At 71.8% G+C, this 19,662-nt stretch carries 17 protein-coding genes; 7 read left to right on the top strand and 10 right to left on the bottom strand.

Annotation, left to right across the window (positions count from 1 at the left end; all coding sequences use genetic code 11):
- Positions 1–4 precede the first annotated feature (4 nt).
- Both ACZ5DC_RS24695 and ACZ5DC_RS24690 read left to right on the top strand, forming a co-directional pair.
- The gene (locus tag ACZ5DC_RS24695; protein WP_468656021.1) at positions 5–805 is read left to right on the top strand and encodes an SDR family NAD(P)-dependent oxidoreductase; all 801 of its coding nucleotides are present in this window, start codon (positions 5–7) and stop codon (positions 803–805) included.
- A gap of 209 nt (positions 806–1,014) precedes the next feature.
- A complete protein-coding gene (locus tag ACZ5DC_RS24690) occupies positions 1,015–1,815 on the top strand; it encodes an SDR family NAD(P)-dependent oxidoreductase (RefSeq protein ID WP_468656019.1) in 801 nt (266 codons plus the stop codon).
- Positions 1,816–2,300: 485 nt separating this feature from the next.
- On the opposite strand, the gene ACZ5DC_RS24685 is transcribed toward ACZ5DC_RS24690, so the two are convergent.
- Positions 2,301–3,164, bottom strand: coding sequence for an isocitrate lyase/PEP mutase family protein (locus tag ACZ5DC_RS24685; RefSeq protein ID WP_468656017.1), 864 nt, complete (start codon positions 3,162–3,164; stop codon positions 2,301–2,303).
- A 928-nt stretch (positions 3,165–4,092) separates the two neighbouring features.
- Here ACZ5DC_RS24685 and ACZ5DC_RS24680 point away from each other — a divergent pair.
- Positions 4,093–5,019 (top strand): SDR family NAD(P)-dependent oxidoreductase, encoded by a 927-nt coding sequence (locus ACZ5DC_RS24680; protein ID WP_468656015.1) that lies wholly within the window; start codon positions 4,093–4,095, stop codon positions 5,017–5,019.
- 584 nt (positions 5,020–5,603) lie between these two features.
- Here the strand turns inward: ACZ5DC_RS24680 and ACZ5DC_RS24675 are convergent.
- The 5 genes from ACZ5DC_RS24675 to ACZ5DC_RS24655 all read right to left on the bottom strand — a co-directional run bounded on the left by ACZ5DC_RS24675 (position 5,604) and on the right by ACZ5DC_RS24655 (position 8,303).
- Positions 5,604–6,215, bottom strand: a complete 612-nt coding sequence (locus ACZ5DC_RS24675) for a TetR/AcrR family transcriptional regulator (protein ID WP_468656013.1) — start codon at positions 6,213–6,215, stop codon at positions 5,604–5,606.
- 195 nt (positions 6,216–6,410) lie between these two features.
- Complete coding sequence (locus ACZ5DC_RS24670; protein WP_468656011.1) at positions 6,411–6,902, bottom strand: MarR family winged helix-turn-helix transcriptional regulator; 492 nt, start codon at positions 6,900–6,902, stop codon at positions 6,411–6,413.
- A 27-nt stretch (positions 6,903–6,929) separates the two neighbouring features.
- Complete coding sequence (locus ACZ5DC_RS24665) at positions 6,930–7,451, bottom strand: hypothetical protein (protein ID WP_468656009.1); 522 nt, start codon at positions 7,449–7,451, stop codon at positions 6,930–6,932.
- A gap of 253 nt (positions 7,452–7,704) precedes the next feature.
- On the bottom strand, positions 7,705–7,872 hold the full coding sequence (locus ACZ5DC_RS24660; protein WP_171159365.1) for a hypothetical protein: 168 nt from the start codon (positions 7,870–7,872) through the stop codon (positions 7,705–7,707).
- A gap of 137 nt (positions 7,873–8,009) precedes the next feature.
- Positions 8,010–8,303: a hypothetical protein gene (locus ACZ5DC_RS24655; protein WP_468656007.1), complete on the bottom strand. Its 294-nt coding sequence runs from the start codon at positions 8,301–8,303 to the stop codon at positions 8,010–8,012.
- 492 nt (positions 8,304–8,795) lie between these two features.
- On the opposite strand from ACZ5DC_RS24655, the gene ACZ5DC_RS24650 reads away from it, so the two are divergent.
- A complete protein-coding gene (locus ACZ5DC_RS24650) occupies positions 8,796–9,326 on the top strand; it encodes a DUF4142 domain-containing protein (RefSeq protein WP_468656005.1) in 531 nt (176 codons plus the stop codon).
- 121 nt (positions 9,327–9,447) lie between these two features.
- On the opposite strand, the gene ACZ5DC_RS24645 is transcribed toward ACZ5DC_RS24650, so the two are convergent.
- Positions 9,448–10,659, bottom strand: a complete 1,212-nt coding sequence (locus tag ACZ5DC_RS24645; protein ID WP_468656004.1) for an MFS transporter — start codon at positions 10,657–10,659, stop codon at positions 9,448–9,450.
- Between the two features lie 97 nt (positions 10,660–10,756).
- On the opposite strand from ACZ5DC_RS24645, the gene ACZ5DC_RS24640 reads away from it, so the two are divergent.
- Positions 10,757–11,260 (top strand): winged helix-turn-helix transcriptional regulator, encoded by a 504-nt coding sequence (locus tag ACZ5DC_RS24640; protein WP_468656002.1) that lies wholly within the window; start codon positions 10,757–10,759, stop codon positions 11,258–11,260.
- A gap of 134 nt (positions 11,261–11,394) precedes the next feature.
- Here ACZ5DC_RS24640 and ACZ5DC_RS24635 read toward each other — a convergent pair whose 3' ends face one another.
- The 3 genes from ACZ5DC_RS24635 to ACZ5DC_RS24625 form a co-directional block, all read right to left on the bottom strand.
- On the bottom strand, positions 11,395–12,687 hold the full coding sequence (locus ACZ5DC_RS24635) for a hypothetical protein (protein ID WP_468656000.1): 1,293 nt from the start codon (positions 12,685–12,687) through the stop codon (positions 11,395–11,397).
- A 79-nt stretch (positions 12,688–12,766) separates the two neighbouring features.
- Positions 12,767–14,041 (bottom strand): MFS transporter, encoded by a 1,275-nt coding sequence (locus tag ACZ5DC_RS24630; RefSeq protein WP_468655998.1) that lies wholly within the window; start codon positions 14,039–14,041, stop codon positions 12,767–12,769.
- A 286-nt stretch (positions 14,042–14,327) separates the two neighbouring features.
- The gene (locus ACZ5DC_RS24625) at positions 14,328–15,596 is read right to left on the bottom strand and encodes a B12-binding domain-containing radical SAM protein (protein ID WP_468655996.1); all 1,269 of its coding nucleotides are present in this window, start codon (positions 15,594–15,596) and stop codon (positions 14,328–14,330) included.
- A gap of 1,279 nt (positions 15,597–16,875) precedes the next feature.
- On the opposite strand from ACZ5DC_RS24625, the gene ACZ5DC_RS24620 reads away from it, so the two are divergent.
- Both ACZ5DC_RS24620 and ACZ5DC_RS24615 read left to right on the top strand, forming a co-directional pair.
- On the top strand, positions 16,876–18,534 hold the full coding sequence (locus ACZ5DC_RS24620; RefSeq protein WP_468655994.1) for a Rossmann-fold NAD(P)-binding domain-containing protein: 1,659 nt from the start codon (positions 16,876–16,878) through the stop codon (positions 18,532–18,534).
- A gap of 8 nt (positions 18,535–18,542) precedes the next feature.
- Positions 18,543–19,655, top strand: a complete 1,113-nt coding sequence (locus tag ACZ5DC_RS24615) for a Gfo/Idh/MocA family oxidoreductase (protein ID WP_468655992.1) — start codon at positions 18,543–18,545, stop codon at positions 19,653–19,655.
- Positions 19,656–19,662 lie beyond the last annotated feature (7 nt).

The raw sequence follows: 19,662 nt of genomic DNA, 5'->3' as shown, positions 1-19,662 counted from the left end.
CCTCATGGACATGCTCGTGACCGGAAAGCGAGCCCTGGTGACCGGGTCCAGCTCGGGACTCGGTCAGGCGATCGCCGAGGCGCTCGCCCGCGAAGGGGTCACCGTCGTCGTGCACGGCCGCGACGAGGAGCGCACCAAGAGGACCGCCGACCGCATCCAGGCCGAGGGTGGCCGAGCCGAGGTGGCGGTCGGAGACCTGAGCACTCCCGAGGGCGCGGCGGCCGTCGCCGAGAAGGCACTGAGCGGCGGCACGGTCGACATCCTGGTGAACAACGCCGGCGCATACGACCAGGTCGGCTGGATGGACGCCACTCCCGAGATCTGGGCGGAGACGTATCGGACCAACGTGCTCTCGGGCGTGCGGATGATCCAGAGCCTCGTTCCGCCTATGCGTGAGGCCGGCTGGGGCCGGGTCATCCAGATCGGCGGCGGTCTGGCTGCCCAGCCCATGGCGGCGCAGCCCCACTACAACGCCTCGCTCGCCGCCCGCCACAACCTCACCGTGTCCCTGGCGCGCGAGTTGAAGGGCAGCGGTATCACCTCCAACACGGTGGCACCCGGCGCGATCCTCACCGAAACGGTCCGCGACCTGCTGTGGCGGATCGCCCCCTCCCACGGCTGGGGTGAAACATGGGAAGAGATCGAACGCGCGGCCGCGGAGAGCTGGGTGCCCAACGACACCAACCGGTTCGGGCGGCCCGAGGAGATCGCCGCGGCGGTGGTCTTCCTGGCCAGCGCGCATGCCGGCTACATCAGCGGGGCCACGCTGCGCGTGGACGGCGGAACCATCCGCTACGTGAACTGACGCGACGAACGCGTCCTGCCGCCCGGGTGGCCCGTCCAGCCGGGCGGTTTTCTGTCACCGTCCGCGGCCGTGGCCGGGAAACCGGGACGCGCCGGGGGCGGGTGCGGAGACGTCTGCGTCTGTAGACTTCGTAAGTCTACTGGCGTATACTTGACGTCAGACGCTTCCCCAGTCGTACCAATACGGGGAAGTCCGAGAGAGGGAAGAACATGGACCTGAATCTGAGCGGGCGCCGCGCGCTCGTCACCGGATCGAGTGCCGGACTCGGCGAGGCCACCGCGAAGCTGCTGGCGGCCGAGGGCGCGACGGTGGTGGTCCACGGCCGCGACAAGGACCGCACCGAAAAGGTCGCGCAGGACATCCGTCGCGCCGGCGGAACCGCGACCACGGTGCTCGGCGACCTGGCGGACGACGCGGCCGCCGCGGAGGTTGCCCACGCCGCCGGCGCCGACGGCCCCATCGACATTCTCGTCAACAACGCCGGCTTCTACCGCCACCTGTCCTGGGCCGAGGCCACACCGGACGAGTGGCGCGACACGTACAACGTCAATGTCGTCTCCGGCGTCCGTATGATCCAGCACCTCGTGCCGGCCATGCGGGAACGCGGCTGGGGCCGGGTCATCACCATCGGCGGCGGCCTCGCCTCCCAGCCGATGAACACCCACCCCCAGTACAACGCCACCCTGGCGGCCCGCCACAACCTCGCCGTCAGCCTCGCCCGAGACCTCAAGGGCACCGGCGTCACCTCCAACGTCGTCTCCCCCGGAGCCATCCTCGTCGAGGCCACCAAGGAACTCGTCACCCAGATCGGCCCCGCCCGCGGCTGGGGCAACACCTGGGAAGAGATCCAGCCCAACGCGGTCAACGCCCTGATCCCCAACGACCAGGAACGCTTCGGCGACCCGGACGAGATCGCCGGCGCGGTCGCCTACCTCTGCAGCGACTACGCCCAGTACATCAGCGGAGCCACGATCCGTGTGGACGGCGGTCTCATCCGCTCCGCCTTCTGAAACCCACACCCACACCCGCACACAGCACCGGTGCGGGCGCCGGAGCGGCAACGCAACGGCGCCCGCACCGGTGCTGTGTGTTCACTTTCGCGTTGCGGACGTCCCTGCACGCTGGACCTCGAGGTATGCGCGGTCGGGGCCCAGACGTCGGCCGTTCTAGGGAAGAGCGGACTGGTCACCCGCAGTCCGGATCCGAGGTGTCTCGCCGGCCCGATGTGCGCGAGACCTGGCTCACCGACGCGGTGGACGCACCCTGTGTGCGGAGGAACCGGGGTTGGCCTCGCCGCATTCGCGGGGCTTCTGGACCACCTGGCTGAGCGGACGAACAGAACAGCCAGGGAGCATCCGCCAGCCCCACGATCCGCGCCGGCCCCGCCGGTCACCAGGACGTCTCCGGGTGACCGGCGGGGCCGGTGCGGATCTTCTCAGTTTTCCGGCGCACTCACGCCGAGGGCGGACACGCGCCCGGTCGCCCGCGGGATGCGTCAGGTGCCCGGCTCGGTCGTGGCCCGCTCGATGTCGTACAGGTCCTCGAATCCGGCGAGGTCCTGCATCTGCTCGAAGACGGCGAAGGACTCAGCCGCGGGACGCGCGCTCGGCCGCCCGGCCCGCTGTTCCCGGTAGGCGTCCCGCAGCGCGCTGAAGGCAGCGGTCTGTCCCGTGACCGGGTCGATGACCAGTGAGTACCCGAGCCCGGCCCACTCCTGCGAGGTGTGCAGGTCGAACGACGTCAGCAGGGCCACGGGGCCGGACAGGCGCCGGGGTGCGGCGGCTCGCTGCTCGGCGTTCTCGGGCAGCAGCATGACGACGTCGGCGCCGGCGGTGAAGTACGCCTCGCAGCGCTCGACGGCCATGTCGAAGCTCTCGTTCTGGACCGCACCGGTTCGGGCGATGAGCAGCAAGTCCGGGTCACGCCGTGCCGCCACCGCGGCCCGGATCTTCCCCAGCATCACCTCGACCGGCACCAGGTGCTCCACATGACGGTGATGGCTGGCCCGCTTGGGCGCCACCTGGTCCTCCAGTTCGATGGCATGGACACCGGCGGACTCCAGATCCCACACCATGCGGGTCACATGTACGGCGTCGCCGAAGCCCACTCCGCCGTCCACCACCAGGGGCAGTGCCGAACGCCGGCGGATGGCGGCCGCCGTCTGGGCGAGTTCTGTCGTCGTCAGCAGCGCTTCGGAGACGGCGAGCGACAACCCGAGGCCGCCGCCCCCTAGGTATCCACCGTCGAAACCCAGTTCCTCACACAGACGGGCGGTCAGCGCGTCCGCACAGTGCGGGATCATCAGAGGACCCTCGTTCTCCACACGCCGCCGGAACGCCGCGCGTGCCAGGCTGTCCATCTCTCACTCACATCCTTCTCGTACATGCAGTCCGGCACACCGGCGGCCGGGTACGCGGTCACGGACTCCCGGGAGTGCGGGGCACGCTCCGGTCGCATCGCGGCCGCGTCCGGTTTCGGGCCTCGCTCACGACACACCCGAACCCCCAAGCGACGCGGGCCCGTGCGCCGACCGTCATCTGCGGGCAACTCCCACAACCTTATGTCTGCAACTGTAGACTTGTCTCGTCGGCTTGACTGCACTGACCGTATGAAAAGTGGCTTGACTCATCGTGGGCCCCCGCCGGGGGAGCCCACGTGTGCGCGGTGACGGTCGACCGCTGGTGGACCGCACCGGGCCCGATGCAGATCGGGCACGCTCCGCACTCGCGCTCTCACTGATCCTCGGCGTCCGGCCGATGCGCAGCATCATGGGCGACGCAGCCCTGGCGGAGGTCGACTCCGACGGATTCGCGCGTCAACTCGTAGCACTGCCGGCCTACGCGCTGGAAGACACCTCGCCGAGCACCGGAGCGGCAGGCCGCGGCTGTGACGAGGCCGATAACCGACGGCCTCACACCCTGCCAGCCCCACCGGCGGCGAATCAGCCGTAGCGGCGCCGGGGGGGCGAAGAGGTAGACACGTATCTGTAGGAGTGTGCCTACGATGGGTTCGAGTCGGTGAGACGATCGACCCCCGGGTTCGCTCCCGAACACCGCCACCGGACTCGGTGACCACTCCGGCCCCCGGTGCCGGAACAGCCCGCTGACGGCATACCAGTTCTCGAAGCCGTGCCCGCTCGTTGCCGGCACATGTGCGGTAACGATTCTCGGTCCGCGGGGACCGCTCACTCACGCTCATCGGCGCGCGCAGCGTCGTCCTGAGCCAGGCGCTGCGCGCAGAAGCCCTCGAAGAGCGCGCGAACCCACATTTCGCGCAAGGAGAAAATCATGGCGGAACGAGGACCGTTGGACGGCCGTGAGGCCATCGTGACCGGTGCCGGACGTGGCATCGGCCGGGGCGAGGCGATCGCGCTGGCGGCTGCTGGGGCGAAGGTCGTCGTCAACGACGTCGGTGTGCGGGCTGACGGGCACGGGGCCGTCGAGGGCCCGGCCGACGAGGTGGTGGAGTTCATCCGCGCCCAGGGCGGCGAAGCGGTGGCCAGCTATGAGTCCGTGGCGGACTGGGAGGGCGCGGGCAGGGTGGTCGACACCGCGGTCGCGCGGTTCGGCCGGCTCGACATCCTCGTCAACAACGCGGGGATCGTCCGGCAGCACAAGATCGAGGAGGTGACGGAGGAGGACTTCGAACTGACCATCGACGTCAACCTCAAGGGAACCTTCGCGATGTGCCGCAGCGCGATTCCGGTGCTTCGGCAGTATGGCGGCGGACGCATCGTCAACACCTTCTCGAACCAGTGGGCGGCACCGGTCGGCAATCCCGAGTACGCCGCGTCCAAGGGCGGTGTCGTGGGCCTGACCTACGAGCTGGCATGGGAACTCGACAGCGACGGCATCACGGTCAACGCCATCGCCCCGTTCGCCCTGACCCGGATGACCGAGGACGCCGAGCAGCGCGACGCGGCGCTGGTGGCCGCCGGGGCCATGAGTGCGCGCCGGGCGAAGGCCAAGGAGCCGCGGGCCGACGCCGGACTGGTCGCGCCGATCGTCGTCTACCTGGCTTCGGACGCGGCAGCCGATGTGACGGGCTGTGTGTTCCGGGCCGGCGGAGGCAAGATCGGCATCTACAGCCACCCCGTCGAGACGCGGACGATCTTCCGGGACGAGCAGAACGGCCCCTGGTCGTACGACGAACTCGTCGGTCTGCTGCCCCGGACCGTGCTCGCCAACGGCAGCAAGGCCCCTCACATACTGTGAGGTGAACACTCGTCGCCCCGGGGCCGGCAGGGGCTCCGTCCGGTTCGGTCGCCGGGGCGGCGAGGTGGCGACGGGCGGACACTCGGTGTCGGCGGTGGCCGCCGCTTCTCACGAAGGCTCCGCCGCGGCTGGTACGCGAGACGCGGTCGGCGGAACCCTGCGCGCCCTGCCGCGGCAGGGGGCGGGGTGAGAGGACTCGGGCGGGGACGTGGTGTGCGGCGGCGGAGAGCGGCTGAGGTGTGCCGCGGTCGCCAAGGGCTGCCGCGACTCCAGCGGTAAGACACCCCGGGCCTGACCGGGATCAACCGGGCGCACTGGCGGTGGGCGAAGCACCGCGGAGGGCCGGCCTCGACACGTCGGACGTCGACGAGGTCGTCATGGCATCGGACGGGTGAAGCCGAAGGCCCGGGACGGGAGTAGTCCCGGGTGTCCTTCCCAGGCTTCGGCGCAGGCGCCGACTACCGGCTGGGCGATCGCGCGCTCGTCGGCGAGGCGGCGCGGAGCAGGACACGTTCGCGCGGGAGAGCCGACGGCGGACCGCGACCAGGGCTTCTTCGGGTGGTGCGCGGTCGGCGCGCACGCGGTCAGTTCGGCTCGGGGTCTTCGAGCAGGACCCGCAGGACTGCCTCGACACGGCGGGTCAGGTCGTCGGCGTCGGCCTCGACCAGTGCCCTGTTGCCGATGACCTTGCGCATCAGCCACACTCCGGCGATCACGGACAGGGCCAGCGCGGAACGCTCGCTCACCTGCTCACCGGTGAGCATGCCGGTCACCTCCCGTTCCACGTGCCGCTCGATGCCGTCACGGGCGATCTCGGCGGTGCGCGGATTGGGCGCGGAGCGCAGCATCAGCAGAAAGGGGCTGAGATGGTCGGCTTCCGGGGCGGTGCGTTCCACGAGCGACCTGGCGATGTCGCGGCTCAGCGTGGCGGAATCCTCGGTGACGACGGTCCGAGGGGCGAAGGAGACGTCCACCGCCTCGGCGAAGAGCCGTTCCTTGGAGCCGAAGTAGCGGTTGACCAGCATCGCCGTCACGCCCGCGTCCTTGGCGATGTGCCGCACGCCGGCACCGTCGTAGCCGAAGCGGGTGAAGGCCTCCACCGCGGATCGGAGGATCGCCTCGCGGGTCGCCGCCGCGTTGCGCGGCCGCTTGGCCGCGGGGACGCCGGGCGGCGACTGAGGCGGCTCGCTTTCCATGACCGGCAGTGTAGTCAAACGCCGCATTGAAGTCTACGGCCGTAGACAAACTGGGTTCCGCTTGCACGCACATGTCCACGGGCACCCCCTCCCCCGGTGGCGCAACATGGCCTCATGGGGTCGGTGAGCGCGCTGTTCGCCGAGGCGGAGGCCGCGGGGGCGGCCGCACGCCGAGGTCTCAGCCCCTGCTGACGATCACCTGTTCGGAAGCGGGCCAGGCGCCCGGCGCACGGGGGTCGAGGTGTCCGCGTCTGCCAGGCGGTCCAGGATGTTCACCAGGGTGCTCAGACTCTCGCGATCGCCGCTGGTCAGCGTACGGTCGATCGCGTCGGTGAGCCACGCCTCCCGCGCTTCCAGCCAGCGTTCGGCTTCCTCCCGCCCGCGCGGGGTGGCCGTGATCAGGATGCGGCGGCCGTCGTCGGGGTCGGGACTGCGCGTGACCAGGCCGTGCTTCTCCAGTACGGCCAGGGTCTGGGCCATGGACTGCGGGCGCATGTACTCGGCGGCGGCGAGGTCGCTCGTCGTGGCGGGCGGTCCGTAGACCACGCGGTGCAGAGCGGTCAGTTGACTGCGGCTCCACGGGCTGGCGCCCATGCCGGTCTCCGAGCGGATGCGCCCGCGCAGGCGGTCCATGGAGCGGACGAGCTCCAGTGCCAGGGTTGCCGAGGGGATGTCGTTCAACGCCACCCATGAATCATACAGGTTACCTGCACATCACCGGGGCGGTGGCTCGGGCCGTCGGCTTCGGTGATCCTCGCACACGTTCGGGTGCCCCTCATACGGCCGAGTCCAGCTGCCCCGTAGCCGACGCTTTCCCCGCTCAGGTAACAGGACCCCAGATCGCCTCAGTTCGGCGAGGCGGTCGTCGACCTCGATGACCTCGCCGCGGGAAAGGGTCGTGGCGATCCATTGACGTGCGGCGCCGTGGGCGATGAATTTTTCCGGGAGACCGATGCCGTAGTGCTCCACGTAGTCGGCCGCGTCGAGCCGCCAGAAGAAGCGGCCGTCGCTCATGAGGGCCGTACCGCCGGAGCGGGCGAACTTGGTGCCCAGAATGTCCTCCGACAATCCCATCAGGGCGATGACCGGAGTGCCGGAGCGAAGATATTCGGCGATTCTTCTTCGCTCTTCGGTGGGGATCTCACCCACTCGCCGACGAAGTGTGTCGGCGTTCTCCGCCCAGGCGGACTGGCTCGCGATCTTGCCGAATATGCCCAGAGGGGCGACGTCCGCCATGCGAGGTTCTCCAGACAGTAGGCGCTGATGTAGGCGCTGATCCCTTCGACGGGGAGATGGAGGATGCGCCTCCCGGCCCAAGGTTTGAATGCGGGGCCACACCATACTGGCGGCGCGAGAACGGCGGTGAGTTGCGGTGCTGTTCAAGTACGTGGTGCACGAGGACCAGGGCGAGTCGGCCGGCGCAGGCAACGGGTGAAGGACAAAGGACGGGGCCTGGTGACAACCGTCGCCAGGCCCCGGGGTGATCGGGTCAGCGTCTGCGGGTCCAGCCGGAACCGATGCCGGCCACGTGCAGGGCCAGGGCGGTCAGCCCCAGCAGCATCACATTCGTCGAAGAGAACACGTCATTGGTGCTGAGATCCGCCGCGTTGATCAGGAACGACACGAAGAACAGCACCGCCGCGACTATGCCGAGCATGAGACGAACTCCTTTCGAAGGGGGTGAAGCCCGTATGCCCGGTCACCGTCTCCGCAGACGTCAAGTCGTCCCCGACTCCCGCTGGTTCGCCAGGCGCGGCCCCCGGACGAGTCGGCGGGCCCGCGGTGGTGATGGGCTCAGGCGTGAGCGTGACGAGGGCTTGCCGCCTTATGGGGGGCGGCGTGATGCGCGGGCCGACCGGTCTTGGGGACTTCCAGGCGCCGCAGGGACAGACCGGCGGTGACGAGGAGGCCGGTGAAGACGGCGAGGAGGAGGACGCACGCCCACATCTGCCGACTCCCCGGCGCCTGCCAGCCGGTCCAGGCGGTGCACACCGCCCACAACAGGACACCCCCAGCGTAGAAGGAGCGGATCCGGTGCAGCTGCCGCACGGCCCGCAGGAACATGACGCGCTCAGTCATCGGTGCCATGCCGCGCCGTGTACCCCGAAGTGCCTCCACCGCTGCATCACGATCAGCGCGGCCACCGACAGCCGTTTCTAACAGCGGCCCGCTCGCCGTCCTCTGCGCAGTCACTCGGCGTCGGACCGGGGGGCGTCTGCTGGACGCCCCCACGACAGGTCCGTGACCTCATCGGCCGTGGCCGACGCCGCGGGGTCGTCACTCTTGCGTCGAGCGGAGGCATGTTCTCCGGCGGCTCGTGCGATGGCGCCGCGCCGGAAAGATCACCACGCCCGGGTCGCGGTGACGGCGGTGGAGTTCCTCGGCTCAGTGAAGCCGTTCAGCGTACGTCCGTGCACGCCTGGGGGCTATCCGCGTGGGCCACTGGGGTGAATCGCGGGCCGATCCGGTACGGACGGGCGGCTTCCCGGTACAGATCCATGGGGGCGCTCCATCGCGCGCCCTCTTCCGATCGCCGGAGCGGCGCACATGTGCCGAACCGGCGCGAAGGGAGCAAGACCCATGCGCAAACCATCGGTGGCCGCCGCGCTCGCGGCGGTAGCGCTGTGCGGTACGGCCGCACCCCACGCATTCGCCCAACAGCTCGCCGGCCAGGACAAAACGTTCCTGGTCCAGGTGCACCAGGGAAACCTCGCCGAGATCGCGGCGGGCCAGGACGCCGGCAGGCATGCTCGCAGCCAGTGCGTCAAGCAGGTCGGCGCCGTACTGGTACGCGACCACACCAAGCTGGACGCGGATGTGAAGACACTGGCCGGCAAGCTGAACGTGCGCCTGCCCGCCTCACCGTCCGCGCAGCAGCAGAAGCAACTGGCCGCCGTGCAGGCCAAGGCCGGAACGTCGGCCTACGACACGGCATGGCTCAAGGTGCAGGACGCCGGACACCGCCAGACCCTCGCGCTGATCGACCAGGAGATCAAAACGGGGAAGAACAGCCAGGTCGTGGCCGCGGCACGCAGCGCCCGTCCGGTCGTGGTGATGCACCTGAACATGGTCCGCCAAGGCACCTGCCGCATGCCCGCTCACAGCGGCTGACCGGGGCCGGCCGGCAGTGAGCCGGCCACAGCCGGAACCGACACCACAGCGGTAGACACCGCTGGCCCGGCCGGTAGCGGGCTGTCCGCCGCCGGCCGGGTCGGTGCCGTGGGGAGGGTTTTCAGGAAACCCGGGAACGGTTTGCCACGTGGCCGGCCTGTTCGACGTGTGAAGTCTTGGAGCGCCGACGTGCGTCCGTAGCCCAGACGATCAGCGCACAGGCCGCGAATCCGGCTCCGAGGAGGCTGGAGCCGGTCCAGCCGTGGGAGGTGAAGACGGAGGTGGTGGCGGCCGCGCCGAGGGCGGATCCGAGGGAGTAGAAGACCATGTAGCCGCCGATCACACTGCTGGTGCGTTCCGGATGCGCGGTGGTCAGCAGGTGCTGGTTGCTCACGTGCACGACCTGGACCGCGAAGTCGAGCACCACGATGCCGACGATGAGCAGCCACAGCGACCAGGGCAGTTGCGCGGTCGCGGCCCAGGAGCAGATCAGCGCGGCCAGCGCGGCGCGGCTGATCGGGACGGCTCGTCCCGCGTCCGCCCACCGTCCCGCACGCGCCGCGCCCAGGGCGCCGGCGAGCCCGGCGACGCCGAACAGGCCGATCCGGCTTTCGCTCAGGTGCCATGGTGCGTCCGCCAGCGGCAGGGACAGACCACTCCACAGGGTGCCGAACGACGCGAACAGGAAGAAGGCGATCAGGCCGCGTGTCAGAAGGAGTCGCTGCCCGAACAGTCCGCCGAGCGAGACGAGGGCCTGGCGGTAGCCCGCGGGTGGGCGGGTGCCGTCTTCGGGTGGCAGCGCGCGCAGGACGAGAGCGGCGAGTGCCAGCGCGAGCACGGCGAGCACGGTGTACATGCTGCGCCAGCCCCACACCTGGGCGAGTGCTCCGGTGACGACCCGCGCGCCCAGGATGCCCACCACGACGCCCGAGGTGACGACTCCGATGTTCCGCCCGCGTTCGGCGGGCGGGGAGACCGACGCCGCGTAGGCCACCGTGGTCTGCACCACGACTGCGAACATCCCGGCCAGCGCGAGCCCCGCGAAGGCCGTCCACGCGACGGGAGCCGTGGCCGTCAGGGCCAGGCCCGCCGCGGTGATCACCAGGTGGACCGCGATGAGCCGACGCCGGCGGGAGACGACGTCGCCGAGCGGCACCAGCAGCACCAGGCCGGCCAGGTAGCCGAACTGGCCCGTGGAGACGATCCACCCGGCGTGTTCCGCCGGCACGCCGAGGCTGTCCCCCATGGGCCCCAGCACCGTTTGCGCGGCGTAGACGCTCGCTACCGCGACACCGCACACGGTCGCGAGGAGCAACCGTCGCCAGACGTCCATCGCACTCCCCCGACATGAACGGCAAATGAGTAGCAAACTGAAACCGATTCGACCGTAGGGCATGATGGTCTCAGTTCGCAACTCATCGGGAGGTGTCATGCCGCGCCCCTCCACGGCCGCCCCGAAGCCCGCCTGGACGGATCCGGACTGCCCTGTGGCCCGCACGCTCGACCTCGTCGGTGACCGGTGGAGCCTCCTGGTCGTCCGGGACGCGATGGACGGGGCGAGGTCTTTCACCGAGTTCCAGCGACGGACCGGCGTCGCGCGCAACATCCTCACCGACCGTCTGCGCAAGCTCATCGCCCACGGGGTCCTCGCCCAGGAGACCGCGCCCTCGGGCCGCCGCCTGCGGTACGTGCTCACCGACGCCGGCCGCGACCTCTTCCCCGTTCTGCTCACCATGCGGCAGTGGGGAGAACGCCACGCCTTCGAGCCCGGCGAACCCCACTCGACACTGGTCGACGAGCACGGCGCCCGCGTGCCGGACCTCAAGCCGACCGGCGCCGACGGCGCCCCCGTCGACGCCGGCACCACTCACGTGCAGAAGACCGGGAATCACGTGCGGAAGACCGAGAACGCCTCGTCGCGCCCCGTGCAGTAGGTGACGCTTCCTTGCAGTCCGCCGGCAGCGGGCCGGGGGCATCCCTGCCGGGGCGGAGGCCCCCGGTGAGCCGCGCACGCAGGCGCGAGCTCCGGCGGACGAGGTCACGTCCGCCGGATCTGGCGGTCAGGGTTTCACCAGAACTGGCGGAGGTTGAAGCTCCGCAGGGAGACGTGGCTCGCGGGCTCGGCCGAACTCCTGGCGTAGAGCAGCGGCATGGCCGTCCGGGGCGTACCGTACGCGGCGTTCCACGCCAGCCACTGGTACGCGTCCCAACCGCGCTCCATGCCGATTCCCACGCCGTTCTTCGACAGCGTGGTCAGGGCCAGGCGGTGGTGGAAGGCGACGTCGTACCGGGCCCGGACCTGAAGCGGCTGTCGCTGGTGCCGGTCGAACCACTGGAGCGCCGAGACACCGCGCTCGCTGGGTTCGTCGGAGTCCTTGTGCAGCCTGAGCAGGCGGTCGACGTCGAGCGGCTCGTCCGTCATGAACCGTGCCATCTTGCCCTTCGCCGACTCGACGGCCGAGTCCAGTGTCCCTCCGCTCCGCCATCGCGGGTCGGCGGGCGCACCGGACCAGTCGGGGCCGAACACCTCGTCCATGTCGCGCTCGACCAGCTCGCTGAAGGGATCGAGCGGTGTGAAGCGGAATTCCGTGTCCGCGACGGCGTTGTGCCGCGCCAGCACCGACCGCATGTCCTCCGCGTGCTGATCGAGGATGCGCAGCAGCTCCTCCACCCTCCCTTCGTTCGCGTAGCGCGTGAAGACGAGGGAGTTCACCGTGCTCGCGGCCCGGTCGGTCGCCGTCTGCTGGGACACGTTGACCGTGCGTCTCCCGGCGAGCGAGTTGTCCAGCAGCGCCGCGACGAACGCCACCATGCGGCCGGCGCCCGTCGGGCTGACGTGCCCGGGGAGAACCGGGTCGCTCACGCCGGCCCGGTGTGCGCACAGCCCGATCTCGACGTCGAGGGCCGGCCTGTCCTCCAGCAGCGCCGAGAGGAACCGCGCTCCGTCCGGGTAACGGTTCGACTCGGGGTTGAACGTCTCGCTCCGCCGGCTGAAGCGGAACCCGGCGATCATGGTGGGGACCAGTGCCAGCATGCGCGACACGGTCAGGGTGCTCCGGTCGGCCTTCGGGAGCCGGTCCAGGAGCTCTCTCGCCTTGATGATCTCCTGCCGCGTGGCCACCTGACCGCTCCCGGCGTAGATCGTCGCGGCGATCGCCGTCTCCCACCGGCGGGGCCGCTTGAGCGCCAGCGGATGGATCTCCGCCATCGCGTCCGGGGAGGGAAGCTCGAGGTCGACCGGCTCCGCGTCCCCGCGGACGCGGCACAGCTCCGCCAGCTCCCGCACGTCGATCTTCGCACCGTTGTAGCGGCTGAGCGTCTGGGAGCGCGAATAGTCCCAGAACGTCACCTCATCGGCCATCACTTCGTTCTTTCCGCTCGTCGTCTCGTTCGGATGCCCGCCGCCCCCGCAGACCGGGCGCGGCCGCGGTCGGTCGTGCTCAGTGCCCGGCTCCGTGCCCGTCCGGGACGACCCGGCCGACGGCGCGGCGGACGGCGGCCAGCGCGCCGGTGGCCACCGCCGACCCGGTGGCCAGCAGGGCCCACGGCCACCAGGGGCCCAGCGCCAGCGCCCCGGCCAGGACCGACGGGGCGATCGCGGAGCCGACTCCCCAGGAGAGCTGGTGCAGGCCCAGGTGCCGGCCGGGTCTCTCCTCGGGAGCCATGCGGACGGCGACCGCGTCGCTGGTGGGGGCGTGGAGCAGCTCCGCCGACGTGAACACCAGCACGGCGACCGCGAGCAGCGGGAGGACCGCCGTCCCCGGCAGCCCGCTCGCCGCGCCGAACAGTACGGCCGCCGCACACCACAGCACGGCCGCCCACTGGAGTGTGCGCAGGTACTCGCGCCGCTCCAGGTACCGCACCACCAGGGTCTGACCGGCCGTCACCAGCACGGTGTTCAGGGCGAACACCGCGCCGACGACCCAGGAGGGCTGGTGGAGCGTCTGGACGACGTAGAGCGGCACGAGCACCGGGAGGGCCACGCAGACCAGCACGAGCAGCGTGTTGGCCGCCACCATCGTGACGTACGCGCGGTCGGGCCGGGGCGCGGCGGCACGGGTCCCGGGCGCGGCCGGCGCCGGGTCGTCGGACGGGCGCCGGGCGCTGACCAGCAGCGGGGTGAGCAACACCGTGGCGAGGACGTAGCTGACCGCGTTCCCGGCCATGACCAGCCGCAGGCCGGTGAGGCCCCACCCGGCCAGGAATCCCGCCGCGAGCCCGCCGGCCGCCAGCCCGATGTTGCGCAGGGTGCGTTCTAGGCCGTACCAGCGGATCAACTCGCCGGGTCGGCACCGACGGGCGAGGAACGCCCGGTTGGCCGGCCAGAACAGGTTGTCCCCCAGTGCCGCGAGCGTGGCCGTCACCAGCACCGCCGGAGGTGAGCCGGCCGTCAGGTAGCCGAGGAACGCCGTCGCGCGCAGCACGTGGGCCGCCTGGACGACACGGCCCGGGCCCCACCGGTCGAGCAGCGGCCCGGACAGCGGTCCCGCTGCCAGCGCGATGGCCCCGGCCACCGTCAGAAGCGTTCCGGCGGTGGCCGCCGTCATACGGTCCTGCCGGGTGAGGTAGATCAGCAGGAAGGGCACGGCCAGGCCGCTGCCCGTACTGTCGACCACCACGGCGGCGAGCAGGAGCCGCTGACCGCCGAGCCGGGGCAGACCGAGCGCCGTGCTCAGCCGTCCCGGCCGCGGCGGCGCCGACGGTGCGGTGCTCATCGCTGCGCGACCTCCCGGCGCCGCCGCAGCGGACCGGCCGACGGCACTGCGTCGCGGTACGGGTACACCGCGATCGCCACCGGGGCGACGAAGCCGTCGGCCCGGCAGGACCGTTCTCCGCCGGATCGCTCTTCGCAGAGCTGTGGCCCGCTGTTCCGTTGCCGGGCGGCCGGTTGCCCCGCGGTCCGTTCTCCGCGGGCCCGGCGGGCCGTCCGGCCGGCGGTGGAGCGGTCCCGTGGGCCGGCGGTGCGGGCCGGCCGGTGAGGGCCGCTGCGTGCCGCGCCCGTCACAGCGCCGCCATGGCGTTGCCGAGGTAGTTGGGCAGCCGTACCAACTGGCCCCAGAGTTCGTCCAGGTCCACGGGGTAGCTCTCCCGGTAGCGCCGGGTCACGGCCTCCACCTCGGCCCAGGTGCGCGGCATCCGGCCGTCGTTGTAGCGGGGCGCCAGCTGCTCGTACAGCTTGGTGCCGGGACGCAGGAAGAGCTGGTTGAGCCCGAAGTAGCCAGGCAGGTTCGCCGCCCATTCCAGCAGCTCACCGTTCTGGCAGGCGGTGTCGTCGGGCAGCCCGATGAGGAGGAAGGCGAACGGGGTGATCCCGGCGTCCTGGAGCTTGCGCACCGCCGCGTTGGTCACGCCGGGCTTGACGCGCTTGCCCACCGGTGTGTCGGCGATCCCCGGGGACTCGGCGCCGAGCCACATGCCCTTGCAGCCGGCCGCCGCCCACTGCTCCACGTCCGTGCGCAGCACCACCTCGGCCCGGCTCTGGCCCGTCCAGCCGAGTCCCTGCCCGGTCAGGCCCTGGCACAGGTCCTTGTAGAAGGTGGGGTGGAGCCCGAAGACGTAGTCGAGGAAGAACACGAAGTCGACGCCGCGTTCCCGCATGGCCGCGATCTCGGCCAGGGTGCGCTCCACGGGCTGCGGGCGCATGCGGGTGCCGAACGGCAGATGACAGAAGGTGCACCCGTAGGTGCAGCCGCGCACGCCCAGCACCATGCCGCACGAGCCGCGGCGCACCTGTCCGTCCATGAACACCTCGGCGGTGTACGAGGTGAGGTCGAACAGGTCGTAGGCGGGCAACGGCCAGTCCTCCGGCGCGAGTTGCGGATAGCTGTCCACCAGGGGCAGCACCGGCAGCCCGGGCCGGCCGGCGACCAGGTCGCGCACCGCCTGCACGGCGGCGGAGTCGGCCTCGCCGCGCGCGACGAAGTCGGCTCCCAGTTCGCCGCGGGTGGCCTCGGGCAGGTGGGTGGCGTGCGGTCCGCAGGCGAGCACCGTCGCCTGCGGCCACTGCCGGCGGACCTGGTCCACCAGCGCCCGGACCGGATGCAGCACGAGCGGATAGCACTGCGCGCGGTCAGCGATGGCGGTGACGACGACCACGATGTCGGGGTCCGGGCCGGTGTCGGGCGGGGTGTCGGTGAGACGGTTGTCCCACACGGACACGCCGATGCCTTCGGCGCGCAGGGCGGCGCAGGCGTTGGCCACGTCGAGGGGGAGCTGGAGGAAGTCGCGCTCGAATTCGTCGTCGGGAATGGCGAAACAGACCTGGGTCATCGGGGACTCCCGGGCGAGGTCATGGGCGCGGGCGGCAGGGACCTGGAGGGCGCGGGTGACGGACCCGGTCGCCCCCGGCTCCGCCGCGGTCGCGCCGGCGGGTGTGCTGGGGAAGCGGAGGTGAGTCGTGGTGCGGGGGGCCGCCGGCACTCCGGTGTGCGCGGACCCATGGCCGGCCGGTGTACGGCGAAGGCGCCGGGCCGCCGGCCCCGGGCCGGTTCACCTGGCCTGCCGGGGCGGGTGGCCGGCGGTCACGGTGCCTTGGCGGCGGGCGCCCGGCCGCGCGGGCGGTGCGGGGGGCGGGCCGGGCCGCGGTGCCCGGCCGGCCGTTGCCGGGGTCCGGCCCGTGAGCCGGTCCGCGCGCTCGCCCCGGCACCGGGACGGGTGGGCGGAGCCCCCGTGCGCCGAGGGGTTCACCGCCGCCGACGGGACCGCGTCGGCGGTGTCGAACTCCACGCCATCGTCTCCACCTCTTCTCGTCGTGGACGGGGCCTTCCGTCCGCGGCGACCGGCAGCCGGGAGGGCGGCCGGTGCCCCCTCCAGCGGAACGGGAACCGTGCGGGACCGGCGTGCGAGAGGACCACTCGCGCCGGGGCCGTCAGCGGCACGGCGAGCTTATGAAGATCGCCCTGCGCAACCCCAGCCCCTACGGCCCCTATGACCCCCTGTTGCGCACCCGGACGGGAGGGCGCCCCCGGACGCGCCGACGAACCGTGCCGGGGTGGGGGCGTGGGCCAGGGGCCGGAGCGTGGGCCAGGGACCGCGAGCCGTACAGCACACGGAGCCGTACAGCACAGGGCGCATCACAAACCGGCGCATACCATGCGACGCCGGACGCACGCCGCGCACCAGCCGGCCCGCGCCGCGCCCCCCACCGCGACGCGCGCCGCATCCCGCCTGCGAGGCGGGGACACGGGGCGGGTCACGGCGTCGGGACGCGGCGGGCATCCCTCCGCGCCCCGGCCCCCCGTCACCTCGGCTCCCTGTCGCGCCGGATGAGCGGCAGGGGGTCGTAGGGGCCGTAGGGGCTGGGGATGCGGAGGGCCGTCTTCATAGGCTCCCGGTGTGCGAGACGGCCCAGTGCGGCGTGGACGCGGCCCGACCGCAGGTGGTCCCCCCGGCCCCTCGCCTCCGTGCTCGTCCTCGCGGGCCCCGCTCCGCCCGCCCGTTCCGTTCCCGCACAGTTCCCGCCCCGCGGCAGGAGGCACCGGCTGCCCCTCCCGGCGTCCTGGTCAGCACCGATCGATGGCCCGATCCACGACGAGAAGAGGTTGAGACGATGGCTTTTCCGGACAGCGAGTCCCTGGGTGTCGTGGTGCAGGACAGCACGGCGGCGTATCCCGGTTCAGGCCGTTACGAGATCCTCGACGGCCGCATGACGCTGCAGGACGTGGACGAGACCGTCCGCTCGGTGCTGCGCGGCGAGGGCGTGCCACTCGGGGAACCCGTGGAGCGGGAGCCCGGCGGTCTCCTGTTCGAACTGGACGGCACTCCCGTGCAGTTGCGCGGCCGGCCGGTCGCCGACGCGGCCCCGGACACCCTGGACCCCGTGGATCCCCCGGCCGGCCGCACGCAGGTGCTGCTCACCGCAGTCGGACCGCTCTCCGGGCGGGCCGAGGCCGTCTTCGACCGTCTCGTCGAGGCGCTGACCTTGCGCGGCCGGTGCTACACCGACGCGGAGATCGAGACGATCGTGGGCGGTATGCCGCTGGTCGCCCGCTACGCCGACGAGGAACCGGCCTTCCGTGACTGGGCGCTGATCTTCCGCGACCACTACGTGGAGAACAGCGTGGGCTTCCTGCTCGGCATGGAGCGGGCCGGCATGGACCCACGGTGGATCTTCGCGCTGTCCAAGGGCGACCGGACCGAGCACCGCGACCGTGTCCACGCCTGGTTCCTGCACCGCGGCTACCGGAGCGACACCCTGGACAACTCGGTGATCAACGGCTCGGCCGACACCGCGGCGCGCGCCTACGCCCTGGCCGTCAACGAGCGGGTGGACGACTTCGTCCGCCAGGCGCACGCGGCGGGCCGCAAGGTGCTGGTGATCGACGACGGCGGCCTGCTCGCGCAGGGGTACGGAGCCGACGGCGTCCTCGACGAACGCATCGACGGCGCCCTGGAACTGACCGTCAGCGGGCTGAAGCGCATCACGAACGCCCCCGGAGAACTGACCGTCCCGGTGATGAACATGGCCCGTTCGCGGCTGAAGAGCATGCTCGGCTACAACGAGATAGCCGACTCCTGCGTACGCCGGCTGCGCGCCGTCCTGCCCGGTGAGAAGTTCATCGGCCGCCATGTACTGCTGCTGGGCTACGGCACGCTGGGGGGCCGGGTGGCGCACGCGCTGCGCGCGCTGGGCTGCCGCGTCGCCGTGGTGGACACGGACATCCTGGCGCTGATCACGGCCGCCGAGCACGGGTACGAGACCTACACCAGCGCGGGCGAGGCGCTGGGCGCCCACGCCCCCTTCCTGATCATCGGCAACACCGGCGAGCTGGCGATCACCCACGACGATCTGCCGCTGCTGCCCGACGGCGTGTACCTCGCGGGCTTCGCCACGAAGGACTTCAGCTTGCTCAGCGAGGGCTTCGAGGGGCTGCGGTCCACGGCGATCCCCCACGTCGGCGTCCGCTACGCCCTGCCCACCGGCACCACGGCCACCCTGCTGGGCGACGGCCGCTCGCTCAACCTCTTCGAGTACGAGGGCATCGCCAACCGCGGTTACGACGCCTACCGGGCCGGCACCCTGATCGCCGCGAAGACGCTGTGCCGTGAGGCCGGTCTGCTCGGGCCCGGACTGCATCTGGAACCCGTGGACCGGGCGATCGACGACGCGGGGCTGTTCGCCGCCTACTACGAGGAGTACCTGGCCTCCGGTGCCCGCCGCCCCGCCGCCCCGGCCGCTCCCGCGGACACGGCCCCGGTGGCCCGGTGAAGCCCCGCGTGTCCGGCACCCACGTCTGCGTGATCGGCTACGGGGCCGCGGGCCGGCTGCACCAACGGCTGCTGGGCGACCTCGGTTTCGACGTCAGCGTGGTCGATCCCGCCCCGGGCGCCCCGCCCACCGGTATCCCGGTCTTCGACCGGGCCGAGCAGGCCGTCCGCCACCGGCCCGTCGACGTCTGGTCGGTGTGCTCGCCGACCGCCACCCACGTCGCGACGACGGCGGACGTGCTCGCCGTCGATCCCCGGGCCCGGCTGCTGGTGGAGAAGCCGCTGTGCCGTACCTGGGAGATTCCCGAGCTGACCTCTCTGCTGGACCGCCACCCCGAGGCCCGTCTGGTGGTCATGGACCAGTACCGGCACTCCCAGGCGATGGCCCTGCTGCGGACGTTGCGGCGGGAGCTGGCGCCTGGGCACCCGCTGCGGGCGGTCCGCGTCGGGTTCGGCAAGGACCGGCGGGCCGACATCGCGGCGGGCCGGTTCGTCGACCACGACTACGGCGTCTTCGGCTACGAGTGGCTGCACATGCTGGCCCTGGTGCGCGGCGCGCTGCCACCGGAGACGTACGACCGCTACATGGGCACCAGCCCGCGGGAGTGCGGTCTGCGGGTGGCGACCGATCCGGAACTGACCAGCACCGCCGCCCACGAGCAGGCCGTGGCCGACGGGGTGGACGTGGAGCTGTACTCCACCATCGTCGGCCCCGATCCGTCCGGGCGGGTGGCCGTGCCGGCCTGGTTCGACCTGCCCGCCGCGGCCGGGGAGAGCAGGCAGCGCCATGTCGAAGTGCTGGCCGGGCCCGTGCGCTTCGGGCTGGACCTGGACCCGGTGACCCTGCCGCGCGGCACCCGGCTGCCGCGCAACACCCACCGGCTCGCCGTGGCGGGCCCGGACCTGCGACGCGAGTGGCTGATCCACGACTCGCCCCTGGACAACGCCCTGCGCTGGGCGGTCGCCACGCTGCTGTCGCCCGCCGGTCCGCCCGGCCTCGACCTGCGCGGCGTGGCGCGGATCGGTCTGCTGGCCGAGACCGCCCATCCCGCCGGCCTGCGGCCCCCCGCCGTACACGATGCCGCCCACCCCGCTCCCCGGCCGCCGTCCGTCCGGACGTGACACCGCT

It is taken from the genome of Streptomyces sp. NPDC031445 (genome assembly GCF_055581365.1).
Note: the sequence above shows the minus strand (reverse complement) of the source record. Positions and strands in the feature narration are given on the sequence as shown.